Genomic DNA, 19,572 nt, shown 5'->3' with positions numbered 1-19,572 from the left:
CTCAGGCGGGGATCACACCGCCGGGGAAGGTCTTGGCGATGAAGTCCCGGACCTGCTGCGAGCGGAGCAGGTCGGCGAGCACCTTGACCCGGTTGTCACCGGCCAGCTCGGGCCGGGTGACCAGGAGGTTGGCGTACGGGTTGCCCTCGGCCTTCTCCACCGCGAGCGCGGTCTTCAGGTCGAGCCGGGCCTCCAGCTGGTAGTTGCCGTTGACCACGGCGGCGTCGGCGTCGTCCAGGCTGCGCGGCAGCTGGGCGGCCTCGGTCTCCAGCAGCTCCACGCGCTTGGGGTTCTCCGCGACGTCGGACTTGGTGGCCTTCTGCTCGGTGCCCGGCTTGAGCGTGATCAGGCCGGTGGAGGCGAGCAGGTTCAGCGAGCGGGAGAGGTTGCTCGGGTCGTTGGGCAGCGCGACCTTCGCACCCGGCTGCAGCTCGTCGATCTTCTTGACCTTCTTGGAGAAGACGGCGAGCGGCTCGATGTGCACCGCGCCGACCGGCTGCAGCTTGACGTTGCGCGAGGCCTGGAACTCCTCCAGGTAGGGCTTGTGCTGGAAGTAGTTGGCCTCCAGCTGCCCCTCGGCGAGCGCGGTGTTCGGCGTGACGTAGTCGTTGATCTCGACCACGTCGACCTTGATGCCCTTGTCCTTGGCCAGGTTGTCCGCGACGTAGCGCAGGATCTCGGCGTGCGGGACCGGGCTGACGCCGACCCGGATGGCGGCGTTGGGGTCCTTGGCGGGGTCCGCCCCGCCGCAGGCGGCGAGCGCGAGGGCGCTGACGGTGACGAGTGCGGCGGCGGCGAGCGCGCGGATACGACGCATGGGAGTGGTGTTTCCTTTCAACGCGTCCCCACGGGTGGGGGACGCCTCAGACGGTGACGCGGCGGCGGCGGTCGATGCCGCGGGCGCCGAGGTCGAACAGGTACTGCACGAGGCGGGCGAACACGCCGAGGACCACGACGGTGCTGATCAGCACCCTGGTGTCGAAGCGCTGGTAGCCGTAGCGGATCGCGAGGTCGCCGAGACCACCGCCGCCGACCACGCCCGCCATGGCGGAGTAGCCGATCAGCGCGATCACGGTGACGCCGATCCCGGCGACGAGCGCGGGCGCGGCCTCGCGCAGCAGCACGCCGCGGACGATGTGCGGCTTGGTCGCGCCGGTGGTGATCGCGGCCTCCACCACGGAGGTGTCCACCTCGCGCAGCGCGCCTTCGACGAGCCGGGCGAGGAACGGGATCGCGCCGACCGTCAGCGGGACGACCGCGGCGGTGCTGCCGAGCGTCGTGCCGATGATCGAGCGCGTCACCGGGAGCAACGCGATCAGCAGGATCACGAACGGCAGCGACCTGCCGATGTCCACGACGAGGTTGAGCAGCCGGTGGGTCAGCGCCTGCGGGCGCAGTCCTCCCGGCGAGGTCACGTGCAGCAGCACGCCGAGCGGCAGGCCGCCGATCAGGGCGAACACGGCGGACAGCGCCACCATGTACAGCGTTTCCCACCCCGTCTCGGCGAGCAGCTCGAAGACCTTGGACCAGGGTGTCTCGGTTCTCACGCAGCAGTCCCCGCAACCAGGGTGGGCTTGTGGCGGACGACGGCACCGCGCTCGCCGATCCACTTGAGGGCGGCGTCGGCGCGCTCACCGTTGAGCGCGATGCGGAACCGGGCGACGGGGGTGTCGTTGAGCCGGGTCATGCCGCCGCCGAGCAGCGACAGCTCGACGTTGTGCCTGCTGGCGGCCTCGGGCAGCAGCGCGCCGATCGCGGCGAAGCCGACGAGCACGATGTCGGCGACCCGGTCGTAGTTGGCGTTGTGCGCCTGGGAGACCTGGTCGAGCTCGGGCAGCAGCGCCGAGGCGGTGAGGCTGCCGGGGGCGGCGACGAGGTCGAGGACCTTGCCGTTCTCCACCACGCGACCGTGCTCAAGCACCGCGATGTCGTCGCAGATCCGGCGGACCACGGCCATGTCATGGGTGACGATGAGGACGGTGACGCCGAGCTCGGAGCGGACGCGGTCGAGCACGGTCAGCACGGAGCCGGTGGTCTCCGGGTCCAGCGCCGAGGTCGGCTCGTCGGCGAGCAGCACCGAGGGGCTGCCCGCGAGCGCGCGGGCGATGGCGACGCGCTGGCGCTGACCGCCGGAGAGCTGGTCCGGGTAGTTGGCGGCCTTGTCGGACAGGCCGACCAGCTCCAGCAGCTCGGCGACGCGCTGCTTGCGCTGCGGACCGGGGATCTTGGCCGCCTCCAGCGGGAGCGCGATGTTGCCCGCGGCGGTGCGCTGGCGCAGCAGGGAGTCGGTCTGCGGCACGACGCCGATCTGCCTGCGGGCGGCGCGCAGCGCGGCGCCGGAGAGGCTGACCAGGTCGGTGCCGTCCACCCGGATCGAACCGGAGTCGGGCTGCTCCAGCAGCGCGATGCAGCGGGCCAGGGTCGACTTGCCAGCACCGCTGGTGCCGACGACGCCGAGGATCGTGCCGGCGGGAACCTCCAGGGAGACGCCGTCCAGCGCGCGGACCTCGCCCCCTCGGCCGGGGAAGCTCTTGGTCAGGTTCTCAACAGTGATCACGATGACTCCATGGCAGGGCCGCCGCTCGTGACGGCAGCACTCCTGACCGTCCTTTGTGGACGGGAAAGGGGTTTGCGGGGTGGGGAGTTGGGTCAGGCGTCGGTGCGGGATGCGCGACGACAGCCACTCACCGTGCGGAGGCACTGATCGACACAGCGTCGACGGACCAGGTTCGGTCGACGTGCGGACATCGGCAGGCGAAGCATGAGGACTCCATCGGTCCTGGCGTTAGCACCTGCCCGTTTCCGGGTGGTTGCTGCGGCGTCACGGAGCCAGGTCTCTCGGCCGCTCGGGATGGATTGCTTGGGACAGTAGAACCGACGAGGACGGACGAAGGCAAGTCGTTTCAGGCCCGAGGAAGCGGATCGTTCGGCACATCACACTCACGGCCGAACGCCCTGGTGAACACCGGAATGCCGGGATTTGTTCCCGAGGGGTGATACCGGTCTCAGACTCAGGTATGGGCGGCGGCCCGCGCCTCGGCGATCCGCGCGAAGTCCGCGACGTCCAGCTGCTCGCCGCGCGTGGTGGGATCGACGCCCGCCGCGACGAGGTGCTCCTCGGCGAGCGCGGCGGACCCGGCCCACCCGGCGAGAGCGGCCCGCAGGGTCTTGCGGCGCTGCGCGAAAGCGGCGTCCACCAAGGAGAAAACCGCCTTACGGTCCACAGTGGACGGAGGGTCGCGGCGGACGAAGGACACCAGCGCGGAGTCGACGTTGGGCACCGGCCAGAACACCGCGCGCGGCACGGGCCCGGCCCGGCGCACGTCGGCGTACCAGGCGGCCTTCACGCTGGGCACCCCGTAGACCTTGCTGCCGGGGCGCGCGGCCAGCCGGTCCGCGACCTCGGCCTGGACCATGACCAGCCCGTGGTTCAGCGAGGGCAGCTCGGCGAGCAGGTGCAGCACCACCGGCACGGACACGTTGTACGGCAGGTTCGCCACGAGCGCGGTCGGCGGCTGCGGGAAGTCGGCGGCCTTGACCCGCATCCCGTCGGCGGGCAGCACGGTCAACCGCGACGCGAGGTCGGGAGCGTGCTCGGCGGCGGTCCGCTCCAGCCGCGAGGCGAGCACGGGGTCGATCTCCACGGCGACAACGGAGCCGCACGCGGACAGCAGCGCGAGGGTCAGCGAGCCGAGCCCGGGACCGATCTCCAGTGCGACGTCGTCGGCGGCGAGGTTCGCCCCTGCCACGATGCGCCGAACCGTGTTGGGGTCGTGCACGAAGTTCTGCCCCAGCTTCTTGGTGGGACGGACCCCGAGCTCCTCGGCCAGCCGCCGCACATCGGCGGGCCCGAGCAGCCGCACACCCTCAACCCGCTCATCCACCCCCGAAGGATCTCATCCCGGCCATTCGCGGGCTTATGGACCTGTTCGGAACCCCGAAAGCGTCCATAAGCCCGCGAATGGCACCAGGGGGTCAGCGGAGGCCGAGCTTGGCGGAGCAGTGGGGCCAGGCGCTGTAGCCGCCTCGGCGGTCGCGGACCTTCGTGGCGATCGCGATCTGCTGCTCGCGGGAGGCCTGGCTCGCCACCGGGGCGTAGGCGCCGCCGCCGTTGGCCTGCCAGGTCTGCCGGTCGAACTGGAGCCCGCCGTGGTACTTGCCGTTGGAGCTGACCGCCGACCAGTTGCCGGTGGCCTCGCACTGCGCGAGCCGGTCCCAGACCGCCGCGTCCGCGATCGGCTTGGTGCCGACCTTGATCTTGCGCGGCTTCGGCTCCTTGACGACCTTGCTGCGGACCTCTTCCTTCTTGGTCCGCTTGCCGTTGACGGTGATCACCTTGTAGGTGACCTCCTTCTCACCCGGCTCGCCCTCCTCGAGGACCTCTTTCTCACCCTTGTTCATCGAGGAGTCCTCCTGCTTCTCCTCGGGCGGGTCGACCTTGACCTTCTCGACGAGCTCGGTGAACCGGGTGCGCGTGACCTCGATCTGCATCTTCTCGCTGGTGAGCGGGGTCTTGGGCTCCGGCTTCACCGTGTCGTCCTGTTCCAGGGCGACGTTCTGCTCCTTGAGCAGGTCCTCGACGGAGGTGGCGTTGGTGGCGACCTCGCGCGGCGGCTGCCCGCCGTCGACGAGGGTGACCAGCTTGGCGGTCTTGAGGTCCAGCGCCATGCCCTCCAGCGGGATGCGCTGGTGCCGGTCGGCGGACAGGAGCGCGCCGTCGTGGCGCATGCCCAGGTGGCGCATGGCCTCGTCGACGGTGAGCGCGGTGGTCCACACCTCGCGCCGCTTGCCGTCCACGGTGAGCATCAGCTTGCGGCCGCGCTTGAGCACGATCCGGCTGCCGTCGATGATCGCGGCGTGCCCGGCGGGGGCGAGCGCGTCACGCGTCCCCGCGTTCAGGCCCGCGCTGTCCAGCGCGCCGAGCACGGTTCCGGCGAACGTGTGCACCTGGCGCTGCTCGTCGTCGACGGTGATCGTGATGGTCTTGTCCATCGCGATGGCGGTGGCTCCACCGCCGGTGACGACCAGGAGGGTGGCGGCTGCTGCCGCCCTGACCAGCGTGCTCTTCACAGGTGGTCCAGACGTCGGGCCTCCGGGCAGGGGGAGGCGGTCCGCCGTGGCACGGCCGCCGTCGTTCCCCCGACAGGACTCCGGCGACACCTCCGGCACCGGGCCCACCCAGGTGGCGCTCGGTCGACCGCCCGGGATGTCCCCACCCCGGCTATCGGTCACGGGACCGTAACGGACGTCGGCGTCGTCGACAACAACCGGAATCTCGACTGTGTGCTCGGTCACGTCGCCGGGCTGATCATCTTGGTATCTGCCGGAGTCGCTCACGGCGCGACAACCTCCTGGAACCGGAAGACCCGTTCGGCGGTGGCGGTGGTGGCGGCGGCGAGCTCGGCGAGGTCGTCCCCGCGCAGCTCGGCGAGGTCGCGCAGGGTGTACGCGACGCAGTACGGCTCGTTCGGCCTGCCGCGGAACGGGTGGGGGGTGAGGAAGGGGGCGTCGGTCTCGACGAGCATCTGCTCGGCCGGGACCAGGAGCGCGGCCTCGCGCAGCGCCTTGGCGTTGCGGAAGGTGACCGCGCCCGCGAAGGACAGCACGTACCCGGCGTCCAGACAGCGGCGCGCGAAGTCCGCGTCGCCGGAGAAGCAGTGGAAGACGACCTGGTCCGGCGCACCTTCCTCGTCCAGCACGCGCAGGATGTCCTCGTGCGCGTCCCGGTCGTGGATCATCAGCGGCTTGCCGACCCGCTTGGCCAGGTCGATGTGCCACCGGAACGCCTCGGCCTGCGCGTCGTGCGGCGAGTAGTCCCAGTAGTAGTCCAGACCGGTCTCGCCGATCGCGACGACCTTCGGCTGCCCGGCGAGCTTCTCCAGCTCGGCGCGGTCGGCGTCGGTGAACGTCGAGGTCCGGGTCGGGTGGATGGCGACGGCGGCGAAGACCCGCTCGTCCCAGGTGGCCGCCTCGGCCGCCCACCGCGCCGCGGCGAGGTCGTCGGCGACGGTGATCGCCCGCGCGACACCGGCGGAGTTGGCGCGGTCCATGGCGGCGGCCACGTCGGCGGCGCTCACGCATCCGCACGCGTCGAGGTGGGTGTGCGAGTCGACGGCGGCGGCCGGAAGCGGCTCGGGAAGCGGGGGGCGTTCGCCCTTGCGTTCCCCGCTCACCGCGACGCCGCCGGGAGGCGCCGGGGAGTCAGCACACGGGTACACACGGCGGCCTAGCCTACGGATGGCGGAGTTGACCGCCGTACCCGGCTCCGGGAGGTGACGATGTCGGCGACGACGCGGCTGGTGGTGCTGGGTGCGGTGCGCATGTACCAGCCCGCACACGGCTACCAGGTCAGGCAGGGACTGCTGAGCTGGCGGATGGACGAGTGGGCCAACGTCGCGCCCGGATCGGTCTACCACGCGCTGAAGTCGATGGCGCGCACCGGACTGCTGCGGATCGTCGAGGACGAGCGCAGCGACGGAAACGTGGCGCGCACGGTCTACGAGATCACCGACGCCGGCGAGGCGGAGTACCGGAACCTGCTGCGCAACGCGTGGCTCGGGCGCAACCGCACCTACGACTCGCTGATGGCGGCGACGGCGTTGCTGCCGGACATGCCGCGGGACGAGCTGATCCCGTTGCTGAAGCAGCGGATCACGCAGCTGGAGGCGGACGCGGTGCTGACCACCTCTGGCAAGGAGACCCTGCGCACCATGGGAACGACGCCGTCGCACGTCGGCGAGCTCTTCGACCTCACCGGCGGGCTCGCCGCGGCCGAGCTGACCTGGGTGCGGAACCTGCTGACCAAGGTCGAGTCCGGCGCTTACCAGGCCTGGTCCACCTCCTGACGCACTTGACGAACCACCCGGCCATGCCCCACGCTCCCACTAGTCAAATTTGACTAAGTGGATTTGAGCAAGGAGAGAGATGATCAGAGTTCGCGGGCTCACCAGGTGTTTCACCGGCAGGCACGGTGCTGTCGATGCCGTGCGCGGAGTCGATCTGGACGTGGCGGCGGGCGAGCTCGTCGGCTTCCTCGGCCCGAACGGCGCGGGCAAGACCACGACGTTGCGGATGCTCACCACCCTGCTGCGGCCGACCAGCGGCGAGGCCCGGGTCGCGGGGCGGGACCTGCTCGGCGACCCGGACGGCGTGCGCGAGCGGATCGGCTACGTCGCCCAGGGCGGCACGCTGGCCTTCGACTACCCGGTGCGCGAGGAGCTGGAGATGCAGGGCCGGTTCTACGGACTGGACCGGGCACGCGCGCGGGCCAGGTGCACGGAGCTGCTGGACGAGCTGGGTCTCGACGACCTCCGGGACCGACCGGTGGCGACCCTCTCCGGCGGACAGCGGCGCAGGCTGGACATCGCGATGGGCCTGGTGCACTCCCCCGAGCTGCTGTTCCTCGACGAGCCGACCACCGGCCTCGACCCGACGAGCCGCGCCTCGCTCTGGCAGCGGATCAGGTCGCTGCGGGACGAGCGCGGCATGACCGTCTTCCTCAGCACGCACTACCTGGACGAGGCGGACACCTTGTGCGACAGGCTGTTGGTCATCGACAACGGCGTGATCGTGGCGAGCGGCAGCCCCGAGGAGCTCAAGCGCTCGGTCTCCGGCGACGCGGTCACGATGACCGTCAACGGCGATGCGGCGACGGCGGCCCGGACGGCGGAGAACCTCGGCGGCACCAGCGAGGTCGCGGTCGACGGGGACGTGGTCAGGCTCCGGGTGACCAGGGGCGACGAAGCCCTGCCGGTGCTGCTGAACGCGTTGCGGGACAAGGACATCGAGCTGGCGTCGGTGACCGTCCAGCGGCCGACGCTCGACGACGTGTTCCTCGGCGTGACCGGCCGTTCGCTGCGCGCGGAGGTGGCGGCGTGAAGCTCGTGCACGACTCCTGGTTGGTGTGCAGGCGCGCGATGAGTCCACTGTGGCGCTCGCCGATGTCGTTGGCGTTCGCGATGGTGCAGCCCGTGCTGTTCCTGGTGTTGTTCGGCCCGCTGCTGCAACCGCTCGGGGCCAGCTTCGGCGCCCCGGACGGGAACTCCTGGCAGTTCTTCGTTCCGGGTCTGCTGGTGCAGCTGGCCATCCTCAGCGCGGGCATGGCGGGCTTCGGGGTGATCTTCGAGCACCGCTCCGGCGTGGTCGAGCGGATGCGCGTGACGCCGATGAGCAGGACCGCGCTGCTGCTCGGCCGGGTCGCCAAGGACGCGGTGCAACTGCTGGCGCAGGCTGTGCTGCTGATTGCGGCGGGCACGCTGTTCGGCTTGCGCGCGTCGGTTCCAGGAGCGCTGGTGGGGCTGGCGCTGATCGGGCTCGTCGCCGTGGCGCTCGCGGCGATGTCCAACGCGGTCGCGCTGCGGATGCTGGACCGGGAGTGGATGTTCGCGCCGGTGATGAGCCAGGTCTCGGTGTTCGCGGTGCTGCTCTCCGGCCTGTTGCTGCCGATGAGCCTGGCGCCGGACTGGTTGCGATGGCTGTCCCTGGTGAACCCGCTGAGCTACGTGGTCGATGCGGAGCGTGCGCTCTTCACGGGCCGGATCGCCGACGCGACCGTGCTGACCGGAACGCTCGTCGCGGTGGCGCTGACGGTCGTGACCGTGTTGTGGGGCACCAGGACCTACCAGCGGCAGGATTCCTAGCCCATGATGTGCGATCGTGCGAGTCGTTGCCTGGCCACTGGTCTCCGACACGGCGCCGGAGCGGGTGTTCCGGCGCCTGGTCGAGCGCTCCCGGACTCGCGGCCTCGCCCCACCGGCGGCGCTGGCTGGCGACTGGTTCGGCTCCCGTGCGGTGATCGCGCCGACGCTGTCGGCCGAACCGGTCGAGGACGCCGAGGCCTTCTCCTTCCCCGCCAGGCAGCCGTCGGTCGCGGTCTCCTCTGCGCCCGCTGACGCGATCGGCGGTGGCTGGTTCGGCTACCTCGGCTACGGCCTGACCGATCCGGGCGCCTGGGACACCCCGCGCAGGCTGCCGAACGCGGTGTGGGGCTGGGCGGATCACGTGCTGCGCCAGGACCGGCGCGGGCGGTGGTGGTTCGAGGCGTTGGTGCCCGACGGCCAGCCCGCGCCGGAGCGGCTCGCCGCCGAGCTCGTCGCTCTGGTGGACCGCGGCGAGGACCCTGCGCCGCGCCCGTGGACGGCGGGACACCTCGGGCGCCCGTCGGCGGAGCGGCACATGGACGCGGTGCGCGCGTGCGTGGCGGCGATCGGCGAGGGCGAGATCTTCCAGGCCAACGTGTGCTCGGAGTTCTCGGCGGAGTTCGACGGCGACCCGGCGGAGCTGTTCGCGACCGGGCTGGCTCGGCTGCGCCCGACGCGATCCGCTTACCTGGCAGGCGGTTGGGGCGCGGTCGCGTCGTTCTCGCCGGAGTTGTTCCTCTCCCGCAGGGGAACCATCACCCGGTCGAGCCCGATCAAGGGAACGCTGCCGCGCCGCACCCCGGAGCACAACGTCAACGCCCAGCTGCTCCGCCAGTCCACAAAGGACATAGCGGAGAACGTGATGATCGTGGACCTGGTGCGCAACGACCTCGGCCGGGTGTGCGCGACGGGCAGTGTCACGGTCCCGGAGCTGCTCGCGGTCCGCCCCGCGCCGGGAGTATGGCACCTGGTGTCCACAGTGGAGGGTCACCTGCCGGTCGGCGTCGACGACGGCGAGCTGCTCGCGGCGGCCTTCCCACCGGGCTCGGTGACCGGAGCCCCCAAGCTGCGCGCCCTGGAGATCGTCGCCGAGCTGGAGGCGACCCCCCGCGAGATCTACTGCGGCGCGATCGGCCTGGCCTCCCCCGCGGCCGGGATGGAGCTCAACGTGGTGATCAGAACCCTGGAGTTCCACGACGGGGTGCTGCGCCTCGGCGTCGGCGGCGGCATCACCGCGGACTCCGATCCGGCGGCCGAGTGGCAGGAGTGCCTGACCAAGGCCGCCCCGATCGAGGCCCTCCTGTCCACCCCCCTTCCCACCACCGCGGCCAGGTAGCCGGGAGAACGGTCAGCCCGCGATGAGGGCGAGGAGCTCCTCGGCGAGGGCGGGGGTCGCCGCCGCGACGCCGGACCAGCGGCGGGAGAGATCCGGGTCCAGCACCAGCGGCCGGCCGAAGGCGTCGAGCACCACTCCGCCCGCCGCGGGCACCAGCACCATCGCCGCAGCAAGGTCCATGATGCGGTGGGTGTCCGAGCCCGGGTCGACGAACGCGTCGACGGACCCCTCGGCCACCAGGGCGCACTCCAACGCGGTCGTCCCGAGCACGCGCACGCGGTCGGCTCGCGATGCCACCCGCATCCACGCGTCCCGCGCCCCCTGCTTGGGGCGCAGCAGGCACAGCTCCGAGCCCTGCACCGAGGCCCGGTCCGTGGTCCGGTACGGCGTGGGCTCCCCCGCCTTCGCCCACCACACGCGCCCGGTGTCCAGCCAGCAGGTGACCGCTTCCGTCGCCACGCCGTCCACCGCGACCACCCCGGCGACGCAGGACAGCGGGACGCCCGACGCCGCGTTCGCCGAGCCGTCGATCGGGTCGACCACCAGCGTCACCGCGGAGCCGTTGTCCAGGAAGCCGATCTCCTCGCTGAGCAGGTTGACCCCGTGCCGGGTCGCCGCCTCCGCGATCGCGCCCTCCACGAGCTCGTCCACGCGCATCGTCGGCGTGCCGTCCGCGCCCTGGGCCACCACAACGGCAAGATCGTCCCTGCCGAACCGGTGCCTCGACGCGCGGTAGGCGGTCGCCGCCGCCCGCACCGCGTCGGCAAGCGCGGGGTGGATGTCGTCGGACAACTCGGGCTCGGGCACAGGCCAGGAGATGCGGCGTTCGATGTCCAGGTCCAGCTCGCTCACAGGGGCTCCTCATGACGACAGCAGCGATGCGTGTACCGAGTGCCCCGACGGGTACCGCTCTCAACCATCGGGTGATCCGTCCGGCTCTTGCACGGTGATCACCGCGGGCGTAGCGTCCGCAGTGAACAAGAAATCTTATCGTTCATGTGTTCAGTGCCCTCCCTGGAGACCGCATGCCCACTCCGTTCAGCGCCGACGACCGCACCAGGATCACCGAGGTGCTGCTGCGCACAGGCGAGAAGCTGTTCACCACCCAGGGCCTGCGCAAGACCTCGCTCGACGACCTGGTGAAGCCCGCGAGCATCGCCAAGAGCAGCTTCTACGCCTTCTTCGAGTCCAAGGAGGCCCTGTACCTGGAGCTGATGCTCCGGCAGGCGCCGCAGGTGCAGAGACAGCTGCTGGACGAGGTGCTGAAGAAGGCGCCCGACCTGCGGACCGCGATCAAGGACTTCCTGCGCGCGACGATCCGGGTGCTCGACGACAACCCGCTCTACCGCCGCCTGGTGACCCACCCCGAGGAGCTCCAGGCGGTGAGCAGGCGCATCGACCCCGAGCGCGCCGCCGAGATCCGCGAACAGGTCACCCTGCCGCTGGGTGAGTTCCTCCGCCGCGCCCAGCGCAGCAGCAAGCTGATCGACATCGGCCCCGAGGCGGTGATCGGCCTGATGCGGGTCGTGCTGCTGCTGCCGCTGCACCGGGACGAGTTCACCGACGACGTCTACCCCGTCGTGCTCGACCAGCTGATCGAGTTCGTCGCCAACGGGCTCACCACCGCACCGGTCCGCGCCCTGGTGACCGAGATGTCACCGATCTATGTCTGACCAGGTCAGCGAGGGCGTGCTCCGCGGAGGACTGCCCTACTTCGCCGTCGGTGACGGCACGCCGCTGGTCTACCTGCCCGGGTTCAACCCCTCGCACGCCAACCCTCCGGCCTTCGGCAGGAAGATGCTGGTGCGCACCGTGCGGCCGTTCGTCCGCGCGGGGTACCGGGTGTACTTCGTCAACCGCAAGCCCGGCATGCCCATGGGCAGCACGATGAGCGACGTCGCCGCCGACCACGCCCGTGCGCTGCACGAGCACTTCCGCGAGCCGGTCGACGTGCTCGGCCACTCCACCGGCGGGTCGATCGCGCTCCAGCTGATCGTCGACCACCCGGAGGTGGTGCGGCGCGGCGTGGTCGCCAGCACCGCATACGCGCTCGGGCCGGTCGGCAGGCCCGCGCAGATGGAGATGGCGAGGCGGCTGGCGAACGGCAGGCCCGGCTACCACCTGCTCGTCCCCGGAATGGTGCGGCACCCGGTTCCCCGGGCCCTGCTGACCGGGCTCGCCTGGGCGGTGGGCGTGGTCACGCCCAAGCCGAAGGACCCCTCCGACATGCTCGCCATGGTCACCGCGGAGGACGGGCTCGACGTCTACGACCGGCTGCCGGAGGTCACCACGCCGACGCTGGTGATCTGCGGCGCGCGGGACTACTTCTGGACGCCGGAGATGTTCGCCGAGACGGCCGCCAGGATGCCCGGCGGCACGCTCGTGATGTACCCCGAGGCCGGGCACGCGGTGAACGTCCGGGCGGAGTTCTACCGGGACGTGCTGGCCTTCCTCAGGTGATGGTCAGCGCGACGTAGGTGATCAGCAGCCCGAGCCCGCCGTAGGTCACGATGTCGGTCAGCCTGGTGCGGATGACGAGCAGGCCGCAGCGCTCCGGCGGCAGCACCGCGCGGAAGGTGGCCGCCAGCAGCAGCGCCCCGGCGATCGCTCCGGAGCCCATCCGCCAGCGGAACATCATGATCAGCACGAAGCCGACCAGCACGACGCCCATCACCACCAGGTAGGGCACGTGCACCACCGACCGCTCCGACTTGGGCGGTTCCGGTGGCAGCTCAGGCTCGTGGTCGTCAAGCAAGTGCTGCTCCGCGTTCATCGCGCCGCCCGCGAAGCCAGCGCCCGCTCGGCGGCCTCGACGACGTTGCTCACCAGGATGGCCCTGGTCATCGGCCCGACGCCACCCGGCATCGGCGCCACGTGACCGGCCACCTCGAACACACCGGGGTGGACATCGCCGACCAGGCCAGCCTCGGTGCGGGTGATGCCGACGTCGAGCACGGCCGCGCCCGGCTTGACCATCTCCGGGGTGATCAGCGCCGGGCTGCCCGCGGCGGCGACCACGATGTCGGCGCGGCGCACCTCGGCGGCCAGGTCCTTGGTGCCGGTGTGGCACAGGGTCACCGTGGCGTTCTCCGAACGCCTGGTCAGCAGCAGCCCGAGCGGCCTGCCCACGGTCACACCGCGGCCGACGACCACCACGTGCGCGCCCGCGATCGGCACGTCGTAGCGGCGCAGCAGCTCCACGATGCCGCGCGGCGTGCACGGCAGCGCGCCCTGCTCACCGAGCACGAGGCGGCCGAGGCTCACCGGGTGCAGGCCGTCGGCGTCCTTCTCCGGGTCGATGCGCTCCAGCAGGGCACCGGAGTCCAGGTGCTTAGGCACGGGCAGCTGGAGGATGTAGCCGGTGCACGCGGGGTCGGCGTTGAGCTCGTCGAGCACCGCCTCGACCTCGGCCTGGGTCGCGGTGGCAGGCAGGTCCTTGCGGATCGAGGTGACGCCGACCTTGGCGCAGTCGTTGTGCTTGCCGCGCACGTAGGCGTGCGATCCGGGGTCGTCGCCGACCAGCACGGTGCCAAGGCCCGGCGTCACACCCTGCTCGCGCAGCGCCGCGACCCGGGTCCGCAGGTCGTCGAAGATCGCGTCTCTTGTGGCCTTGCCGTCAAGGATCGTCGCACTCACGACTTCCATCGTGGCAGATCAGCGGCGCGCCCCGTGCGGCAGCGCCGCGATGCCGACGGCGAGCACGGTGAGCACGGTGCCGAGCACCGTCGAGGCGGTCAGGTGATCACCGGCGGCGGGAACCACCAGGTCGAGCAGCAGTGCGCCGACGAGCTGGCCCGCGACCTGGCCGAGGCCGAGCAGCAGCACTCCGGTGGTGCCGACCAGCGCGGCGGCCGCGCCGATCACCACGGTGCCGAGCAGCCCGCCGACGTAGAGCCACGGTTCGCCCGGAAAGGTGACCGGCGGCCCCACCACGGCCAGCCGGACGGCGAGCGCGACGGCCAGCGCGAGCGTCCCGACCAGGAAGTTGATCATCGCGGTGGGCAGCGCCGACCCCGATGCGGAGCGCACCAGGCCGTTGGCCGCCTGCTGCCACCCCATGCCCGCCCCTGCCAGCAGCGGCAGCGCGAGGAGCCACAGCGCTGAGCCGGTGCCCGGACCGTCGGCGGGCTGCCCGAAGCGGTCCGACACCGCGATCAGCACGGCGACCACGGCGAGCGCGGCTCCCGCGATCCTGACTCCGCTCAACGGCCGCGGCCCGGCGGAGCCGAAGCCGACCCGGTCGACGACGAGGCTGCTCGCCGCCTGCCCGGTCACGACGGCAACGGTGAACACGGCAACGCCGAGCGATGTGATCGTCAGGCCCTGGCTGAGCACGAACAACGCACCGCACACACCGCCGGCGCACTGCCACGGCCGCAGCGTGCCACCGCGCAACGCCGCGCGGACCCTGCGCACACCGCGCCTGCCGACGGGCAGGGCGAGCACCAGCGCCAGCAGCACCACGAGGCCGCTGCCGAACGAGATCAGCGCGGCCGTGACCCCATCGCCCAGCCGGTCGGCGAGCTCGCCGTTGATCCGGGACTGGACCGCGAGCAGCACGCCCGTGCCGAGCGCGGCGAGCACGCCGAGGCCACGGGCCAACCCGCGCGATCGCGGGGCTACAGCGGTTGCATGCACCTATGCATCGTGACTGACCGCCACTCGTGAGGTTCTCTCGGCCATGGCGAGCTTCCTGACCTGGCCGGCCCTGGCCGCGAGCAGTGCGCCGACCACGGTCAGCACCCCGCTGACCCCGACGGCGGCGGACGGGCCGAGCCGGTCGAGCATGAAGCCCGCCAGCGGCGAGGCGAGCGCCCCGGCCGCGGTGGTCGCGGTGGCCTGCCAGCCGAACGCCTCGGCCAGCCTGCCCTCCGGCACCAGGTCGCCGAGCCAGGAGTTCGCGGTGGCGATGGCCGGGGCGATGGCCAGGCCGGTGACCAGCAGCAGAGCGCCCAGCAGCCACGGCGACGGGTCCAGCAGCGGCGGCAGCACCAGCGCGATCGCGATCATGCCGACGCTGAACAGGCTGGCGCGGCGGGCCAGGCTCGGCTCGCCCTTGAACGAGCCCGCTGCCAGGCCGCCGATGAGCGAGCCGATCCCCCACACCGTGACCATCACCGCGACGAGCTGGGGAGTTCCCCGCTCGGTGGCCCAGTTGATGATCGCGATGTCGGTGATGGTGAACGCGCCGAGCATGACGGTCGCGACGGTCAGCAGGGGCACGACGCCGCGGTTGCGCAGGATCGAGGTCGTGGCGGTCTGGCTGACCTGGATGGACTCCGCCTTGGGGGTGCCGTGCCCCGACCGCCGCACGGTCAGCGCGAAGCCGAGCACGCCGATCGCCACCATCGCCGCGGCCAGCAGCAGCCCGGCCCGCCCACCCGCGAAGCCGACGGTGACCGCGATGAGCGTCGGCCCGATGAGGAACGCCAGCTCCTGGACGATGGCCTCGATGGAGAACACGGCGTTGTGCTTGGAGCGGTCGACGGCCCTGGTGCAGACCGCGCGCACGATCTGACCGACCGGCGGCATGGCCAGGCCGGTCAGCACGGCGATGAACGGGGAGACCGGCCACCAGGCCCCGGGCAACACGGCGAGCACGACCAGGCCGAGGGTGTGCAGTGTGCCGCTGACCGCCAGCAGGCGCGGGGCGGAGCCGCGGTCGGCCGCCTTGCCCCGCAGCGGGCCGGAGATGCCCTGCCCCAGCGTCACCGCGCCCACCACAACGCCCGCGACCAGGTATGAGTCCGTCCACTCGACCGCGAGGAAGGTGATGGCGATCGAGATTCCGGTCATGTGCAGCCGACCCACGATCGACCACCCCAGCAGCGCCCGGAGATGGGGTATTCCGGCGAGGTCTCTGTAGGGACTGCTCACTCGGACAGTGTCGCCGCGTGACGCGACCGTGACGACCCTCTTGGGTAGGAGCTGTACAAACGACGGCAATCTCGGGCCGGCGATTGCCTAGGTCACTCGATCACGAGACCATGCGCGGCCGCGAAGCTGATCGCGATCTCCAGGTCCACCTTGGTGCCGCGCAGGTCCGCCTGCACCAGCACGTCCGCCCCGAGCTTCGCCCCGCGAAGGTCGGCGTCGGCGAGCTTGGCGTCCAGCATCCGCGCCCCGGTGAGGTCGCACTTGGTGAGGTCGGCGCCGCGCAGGTCGGCCTCGGTCAGATTGGCCTCGCGCAGCCGCAGCCCGGACAGCGAGGAGTCCTTGAGGTCGGCACCGCTGAGCCCGACGAGGGTCAGGTCGGTGTCCTTGAGCAGCCACTGCCGCAACCGGCAGTCTCCGAACTGCGAGCCGAGCAGGGTGCACCCGCGCAGCTCGGAGTCGCTGAGGTCGGCGCGGCGGAAGGTGCACTGGCGGAACGCGGTGGTGTGGTGCCGGGACTCGGAGAGATCCGCCCCGGTGAAGTCGCACGCGACGAACGAGCAGTTCTTCGTGCTCAGCCTGCGCAGGTCGGCGTCGACGAAGGAACATCGCTCGAAAGCACAGTCCTCCCACACCTCGTCGGCGAAGACGGCGTCGGCGAAGTCCTCGCCGACAACCGGCTGTGGCCCTGGTTCCTCGATCACCTCGTCCACGCCAAGCACCCTGCCACAGGTGTTCAACCTGCGGGGATCGCCCGTTCCACGAACATCGTCACCAGCTGCTCGATGTCGAAGGAGGACAGCACCTCCGGCAGCGTCAGGTGCTCGACGACCAGCGCGGTGAGCGAGAAGTACAGCAGCACCACGGTGTCCCGGTCACCGGGCAGCCCGGAGCCGAGGTGCCGCTGGATGTTCTCCTCCAGGTTGGCCCGCACCGTCTCGGTCAGCGCCGCGCGCAGCTCGGGCCGCCGGGTCGCCTCCAGCCGCAGCTCCTGCAACGCCAGGTAGCCGGTGCGGTCCTCGATGATCCTGGCGACCATCTCGTTCATCAGCCAGGCCACCGCCTCGCGGGTGCGCGGCGCGAGCATGGAGGCCGCCAGCGCCGAGGGCTCCGGCCACAGCCGCAGGTGGATCCGGCCGCCGACCTGGTTGAACAGGTCCTCGCGGCTGGTGAAGTAGTTCGAGGCGGTGCCCTTGGGCACTCCGGCCGCCGCGTCGACCGCGCGGAAGGTCAGCCCCCGCGCGCCCTCCTCCGCCAGCACCTCGATCGCCGCGTCGACCAGCGCGGTCCGCCGCTCGGTGTTCTGCCGCATCTTGCACCCTCCCTAACCACTCTGCCTATAGTACTACAGGCAGAGTGATTTGAGTGCGACGGAGGCACCGTGCGCAAGCTGAGCTACTACATCGCGTCCACAGTGGACGGTTTCATCGCGGCGCCGGACGGCGCGGCGGACTTCTTCCCCTGGGAGGGCGACCACAACGCGGCGATGTCCGCGGAGTACCCGGAGACCATCCCGACCCACGTCCTCTCCGCGCTCGGCCTCCCGGCACAGCGGGCGCGGCACTTCGACACCGTGGTGATGGGCCGGGGCACCTACGACCAGGTGCTCAAGGAGGGCATCACCAGCCCGTACCACCACCTGCGGCAGTACGTGTTCTCCAGCAGCCTCGACCAGCGGCACCCCGACGTGGAGATCGTCTCCGGCGACCCGGCCACGAAGGTCAAGGAGCTGAAGCAGCAGGACGGGCTCGGGATCTGGCTCTGCGGCGGGGGAAACCTGGCAGGCCAGCTGCGCGACGAGATCGACGAGCTGCTGGTCAAGATCTACCCGATCGTCGCCGGTTCGGGCATCCCGTTGTTCGGCGGCGAGTTCCGGCCGACCGGCTTCCGGCTCTCCGCCAGCCGCGTCTTCGACAGCGGCATGGCCTTCATGACCTACACGAAGCCGTGATCCGGCTCAGGAACACTCACGGGCGCGCTCCAGCAACAGGTCGCGCTCGCGGGTGTTGCGGGTCAACGACGCCGCTCGTTCGAACTCCACCTTCGCCTCCGGCAACCGGCCGAGCTTGAGCAGGAAGTCCCCGCGCACGCTCGGCAGCAGGTGGTAGTTCTTCAGCGCGGGCACCTCCACCAGCTGGTCGACGACCTCAAGCCCGGCGGCGGGACCGAAGGCCATCGACAGCGCGACGGCGCGGTTGAGCTCGACGACGGGCGATGGCGAGACCTTCGCCAGCACCTCGTACAGCCCGGCGATGCGCTCCCAGTCCGTCGCGTCGGCCGTCCTGGCCCTGGCGTGGCACGCGGCCAGCGCGGCTTGGAGCGCGTAGGGGCCATGCGCCCCACCGAGCTGCTCGGCCCGGTCCAGCGCGGCCAGCCCACGGCGGATGAGGAGCTGGTCCCACCGCGAACGGTCCTGGTCCAGCAACAGGATGGGCTTGCCCTCGGCGTCGGTCCGCGCCCTGGACCGCGACGCCTGGATCTCCATCAGGGCGACCAGCCCGTGCACTTCGGGCTCGTTCGGCGTGAGCCCGGCGAGCACGCGGCCCAGGCGCAGCGCCTCCGCGCACAGCTCCGGCCGCAGCCAGTCATCGCCCGCCGTCGCCGAGTACCCCTCATTGAAGATCAGGTAGATGACCTCGAGCACCGAGGACAACCGCTGCACGCGGTCTTCCCCCTGCGGCACCTCGAAGGGGACCTTGGCCTTCTCCAGGGACTTCTTGGCGCGCACGATCCGTTGCGCCACAGTGGACTCAGCCACCAGGAAGGCCCGCGCGATCTCGTCGGTGGTCAGGCCGCCGAGCAGCCGCAGCGTGAGCGCGACCCTGGCTTCGGTGGACAGCACGGGGTGGCAGGCGGTGAACACCAGGCGCAGCAGGTCGTCGCCGATCTCGCCGTCGAGCGCGGGGTCGTACTCCGGGTCGACGCCCTCCCCCTCGACCTCCAGCCGGTGACCGATCTCCTCCAGCTTGCGGGCGAAGTTCTCCTTGCGCCGCACCAGATCGATCGCGCGCCGCTTCGCGACGGCCATGAGCCAGGCGCCCGGGTTGTTCGGGACGCCCGACTCCGGCCACTGCTCCAGCGCGGAGACCAGCGCGTCCTGCGCCAGCTCCTCGGCGAGCCCGACATCGCGGATGAAGCGGGTGAGCCCGGCGATCAGCCGCGCGGACTCGATGCGCCATACCGCCTCGATCGCGCGATGTGTCTCGGAAGCCGTCACAAGGCGCAATCAGAGCAGCTCACCGCGCGCAGCTGCAACCGGTCACCGCTGCTGGGCGGCGACCCGATCACGCAGCAGCCGTTCGGCGGCGCGCCGCTCCTCGGTCATCTCCGGCGCGAAGTCGGCGGCCTCGAACACCGGACGGATCTCCACATCGCCCTCGCCGCCCGGCTCACAGGGGACGCGCTTGATCCACGCGATGGCATCGTCCATGGACTTCACGTCGATCAACCAGAACCCGGCGAGCAGCTCCTTGGTCTCGGCGAACGGTCCGTCGACCACCGTCCGGCTCTCACCCGCGAGGCGCACCCGCACGCCCGTCGAGCTGGGCTTGAGCCCCTCAGCTGCGAGCAGGACACCCGCGTTGACCAGCTCCTCGTTGAACTTCGCCATCGCGGTGACCAGCTCGGCGCTCGGCGGCAGACCGGCCTCGGACTGGGTGTCGGCCTTCACCATGACCATGAATCGCATCGGTGTCTCCTCCGGTGGTCGTCCCCTCTCACCAG

General features: G+C 71.2%; 22 protein-coding genes and 1 riboswitch. Of the genes, 7 read left to right on the top strand and 15 right to left on the bottom strand.

The window, feature by feature from the left end:
- Position 1: 1 nt before the first annotated feature.
- The 6 genes from ACFFQA_RS24890 to ACFFQA_RS24865 all read right to left on the bottom strand — a co-directional run bounded on the left by ACFFQA_RS24890 (position 2) and on the right by ACFFQA_RS24865 (position 6,173).
- Complete coding sequence (locus tag ACFFQA_RS24890) at positions 2-817, bottom strand: MetQ/NlpA family ABC transporter substrate-binding protein (protein ID WP_377856873.1); 816 nt, start codon at positions 815-817, stop codon at positions 2-4.
- Positions 818-863: 46 nt separating this feature from the next.
- Complete coding sequence (locus ACFFQA_RS24885; RefSeq protein ID WP_377856870.1) at positions 864-1,547, bottom strand: methionine ABC transporter permease; 684 nt, start codon at positions 1,545-1,547, stop codon at positions 864-866.
- A complete protein-coding gene (locus tag ACFFQA_RS24880) occupies positions 1,544-2,557 on the bottom strand; it encodes a methionine ABC transporter ATP-binding protein (RefSeq protein WP_377856867.1) in 1,014 nt (337 codons plus the stop codon). Before ACFFQA_RS24880 ends, ACFFQA_RS24885 begins: the two co-directional genes overlap by 4 nt.
- A gap of 210 nt (positions 2,558-2,767) precedes the next feature.
- A riboswitch (SAM riboswitch) is annotated at positions 2,768-2,858 on the bottom strand.
- A gap of 153 nt (positions 2,859-3,011) precedes the next feature.
- Positions 3,012-3,884: a 16S rRNA (adenine(1518)-N(6)/adenine(1519)-N(6))-dimethyltransferase RsmA gene (rsmA, locus tag ACFFQA_RS24875; RefSeq protein ID WP_377856865.1), complete on the bottom strand. Its 873-nt coding sequence runs from the start codon at positions 3,882-3,884 to the stop codon at positions 3,012-3,014.
- Between the two features lie 91 nt (positions 3,885-3,975).
- Complete coding sequence (locus ACFFQA_RS24870; protein ID WP_377856862.1) at positions 3,976-5,070, bottom strand: resuscitation-promoting factor; 1,095 nt, start codon at positions 5,068-5,070, stop codon at positions 3,976-3,978.
- 263 nt (positions 5,071-5,333) lie between these two features.
- On the bottom strand, positions 5,334-6,173 hold the full coding sequence (locus tag ACFFQA_RS24865) for a TatD family hydrolase (protein WP_377856859.1): 840 nt from the start codon (positions 6,171-6,173) through the stop codon (positions 5,334-5,336).
- Positions 6,174-6,278: 105 nt separating this feature from the next.
- Between ACFFQA_RS24865 and ACFFQA_RS24860 the strand changes: the two genes are divergently transcribed.
- From ACFFQA_RS24860 to ACFFQA_RS24845, 4 genes are all read left to right on the top strand, one after another.
- Positions 6,279-6,845: a PadR family transcriptional regulator gene (locus tag ACFFQA_RS24860; protein ID WP_377856856.1), complete on the top strand. Its 567-nt coding sequence runs from the start codon at positions 6,279-6,281 to the stop codon at positions 6,843-6,845.
- A 79-nt stretch (positions 6,846-6,924) separates the two neighbouring features.
- Positions 6,925-7,878, top strand: a complete 954-nt coding sequence (locus ACFFQA_RS24855; RefSeq protein ID WP_377856853.1) for an ATP-binding cassette domain-containing protein — start codon at positions 6,925-6,927, stop codon at positions 7,876-7,878.
- On the top strand, positions 7,875-8,639 hold the full coding sequence (locus ACFFQA_RS24850) for an ABC transporter permease (RefSeq protein WP_377856851.1): 765 nt from the start codon (positions 7,875-7,877) through the stop codon (positions 8,637-8,639). Before ACFFQA_RS24855 ends, ACFFQA_RS24850 begins: the two co-directional genes overlap by 4 nt.
- Before the next feature lie 16 nt (positions 8,640-8,655).
- Positions 8,656-9,975, top strand: coding sequence for an aminodeoxychorismate synthase component I (locus ACFFQA_RS24845; RefSeq protein ID WP_377856849.1), 1,320 nt, complete (start codon positions 8,656-8,658; stop codon positions 9,973-9,975).
- Between the two features lie 12 nt (positions 9,976-9,987).
- Here ACFFQA_RS24845 and ACFFQA_RS24840 read toward each other — a convergent pair whose 3' ends face one another.
- Positions 9,988-10,827, bottom strand: coding sequence for an inositol monophosphatase family protein (locus tag ACFFQA_RS24840; protein ID WP_377856846.1), 840 nt, complete (start codon positions 10,825-10,827; stop codon positions 9,988-9,990).
- A gap of 173 nt (positions 10,828-11,000) precedes the next feature.
- Here ACFFQA_RS24840 and ACFFQA_RS24835 point away from each other — a divergent pair, with 173 nt between their 5' ends.
- Both ACFFQA_RS24835 and ACFFQA_RS24830 read left to right on the top strand, forming a co-directional pair.
- A complete protein-coding gene (locus ACFFQA_RS24835) occupies positions 11,001-11,648 on the top strand; it encodes a TetR/AcrR family transcriptional regulator (RefSeq protein ID WP_377856843.1) in 648 nt (215 codons plus the stop codon).
- Entirely contained in the window at positions 11,641-12,435 is a 795-nt protein-coding gene (locus tag ACFFQA_RS24830) for an alpha/beta fold hydrolase (protein ID WP_377856840.1), read from the top strand. Before ACFFQA_RS24835 ends, ACFFQA_RS24830 begins: the two co-directional genes overlap by 8 nt.
- Here the strand turns inward: ACFFQA_RS24830 and ACFFQA_RS24825 are convergent.
- The 6 genes from ACFFQA_RS24825 to ACFFQA_RS24800 form a co-directional block, all read right to left on the bottom strand.
- Positions 12,428-12,730 (bottom strand): DUF3017 domain-containing protein, encoded by a 303-nt coding sequence (locus ACFFQA_RS24825; RefSeq protein WP_377856837.1) that lies wholly within the window; start codon positions 12,728-12,730, stop codon positions 12,428-12,430. The two genes, ACFFQA_RS24830 and ACFFQA_RS24825, sit on opposite strands and share 8 nt — an antisense overlap.
- Positions 12,731-12,744: 14 nt before the next feature.
- The gene (locus ACFFQA_RS24820) at positions 12,745-13,611 is read right to left on the bottom strand and encodes a bifunctional methylenetetrahydrofolate dehydrogenase/methenyltetrahydrofolate cyclohydrolase (RefSeq protein WP_377856834.1); all 867 of its coding nucleotides are present in this window, start codon (positions 13,609-13,611) and stop codon (positions 12,745-12,747) included.
- Positions 13,612-13,629: 18 nt separating this feature from the next.
- Positions 13,630-14,613 carry a DMT family transporter gene (locus ACFFQA_RS24815; RefSeq protein WP_377856831.1) on the bottom strand — a complete coding sequence of 328 codons (984 nt, stop codon included), beginning with the start codon at positions 14,611-14,613 and terminating at the stop codon, positions 13,630-13,632.
- Complete coding sequence (locus ACFFQA_RS24810) at positions 14,614-15,852, bottom strand: MFS transporter (RefSeq protein ID WP_377856828.1); 1,239 nt, start codon at positions 15,850-15,852, stop codon at positions 14,614-14,616. It lies immediately after the preceding gene.
- 92 nt (positions 15,853-15,944) lie between these two features.
- On the bottom strand, positions 15,945-16,562 hold the full coding sequence (locus tag ACFFQA_RS24805) for a pentapeptide repeat-containing protein (RefSeq protein ID WP_377856825.1): 618 nt from the start codon (positions 16,560-16,562) through the stop codon (positions 15,945-15,947).
- Positions 16,563-16,585: 23 nt separating this feature from the next.
- The gene (locus ACFFQA_RS24800) at positions 16,586-17,161 is read right to left on the bottom strand and encodes a TetR/AcrR family transcriptional regulator (protein ID WP_377856822.1); all 576 of its coding nucleotides are present in this window, start codon (positions 17,159-17,161) and stop codon (positions 16,586-16,588) included.
- Positions 17,162-17,230: 69 nt separating this feature from the next.
- Between ACFFQA_RS24800 and ACFFQA_RS24795 the strand changes: the two genes are divergently transcribed.
- Positions 17,231-17,800 carry a dihydrofolate reductase family protein gene (locus tag ACFFQA_RS24795; protein ID WP_377856819.1) on the top strand — a complete coding sequence of 190 codons (570 nt, stop codon included), beginning with the start codon at positions 17,231-17,233 and terminating at the stop codon, positions 17,798-17,800.
- Between the two features lie 6 nt (positions 17,801-17,806).
- On the opposite strand, the gene ACFFQA_RS24790 is transcribed toward ACFFQA_RS24795, so the two are convergent.
- Entirely contained in the window at positions 17,807-19,066 is a 1,260-nt protein-coding gene (locus ACFFQA_RS24790; protein WP_377856816.1) for an RNA polymerase sigma factor, read from the bottom strand.
- A 42-nt stretch (positions 19,067-19,108) separates the two neighbouring features.
- Positions 19,109-19,537: a YciI family protein gene (locus ACFFQA_RS24785; RefSeq protein ID WP_377856813.1), complete on the bottom strand. Its 429-nt coding sequence runs from the start codon at positions 19,535-19,537 to the stop codon at positions 19,109-19,111.
- Between the last annotated feature and the right edge of the window lie 35 nt (positions 19,538-19,572).

Source organism: Allokutzneria oryzae, from assembly GCF_042429765.1.
Classification (GTDB): Bacteria; Actinomycetota; Actinomycetes; order Mycobacteriales; family Pseudonocardiaceae; genus Allokutzneria; species Allokutzneria oryzae.
This window is presented reverse-complemented; position numbering and strand designations above follow the sequence as displayed.

Coding starts and splice junctions, on each gene's coding strand:
- ACFFQA_RS24835 (WP_377856843.1), top strand. CDS start 11,001: ATGCCCACTCCGTTCAGCGCCGACGACCGCACCAGGATCACCGAGGTG.
- ACFFQA_RS24855 (WP_377856853.1), top strand. CDS start 6,925: ATGATCAGAGTTCGCGGGCTCACCAGGTGTTTCACCGGCAGGCACGGT.
- ACFFQA_RS24830 (WP_377856840.1), top strand. CDS start 11,641: ATGTCTGACCAGGTCAGCGAGGGCGTGCTCCGCGGAGGACTGCCCTAC.
- ACFFQA_RS24785 (WP_377856813.1), bottom strand. CDS start 19,537: ATGCGATTCATGGTCATGGTGAAGGCCGACACCCAGTCCGAGGCCGGT.
- ACFFQA_RS24860 (WP_377856856.1), top strand. CDS start 6,279: ATGTCGGCGACGACGCGGCTGGTGGTGCTGGGTGCGGTGCGCATGTAC.
- ACFFQA_RS24890 (WP_377856873.1), bottom strand. CDS start 817: ATGCGTCGTATCCGCGCGCTCGCCGCCGCCGCACTCGTCACCGTCAGC.
- ACFFQA_RS24800 (WP_377856822.1), bottom strand. CDS start 17,161: ATGCGGCAGAACACCGAGCGGCGGACCGCGCTGGTCGACGCGGCGATC.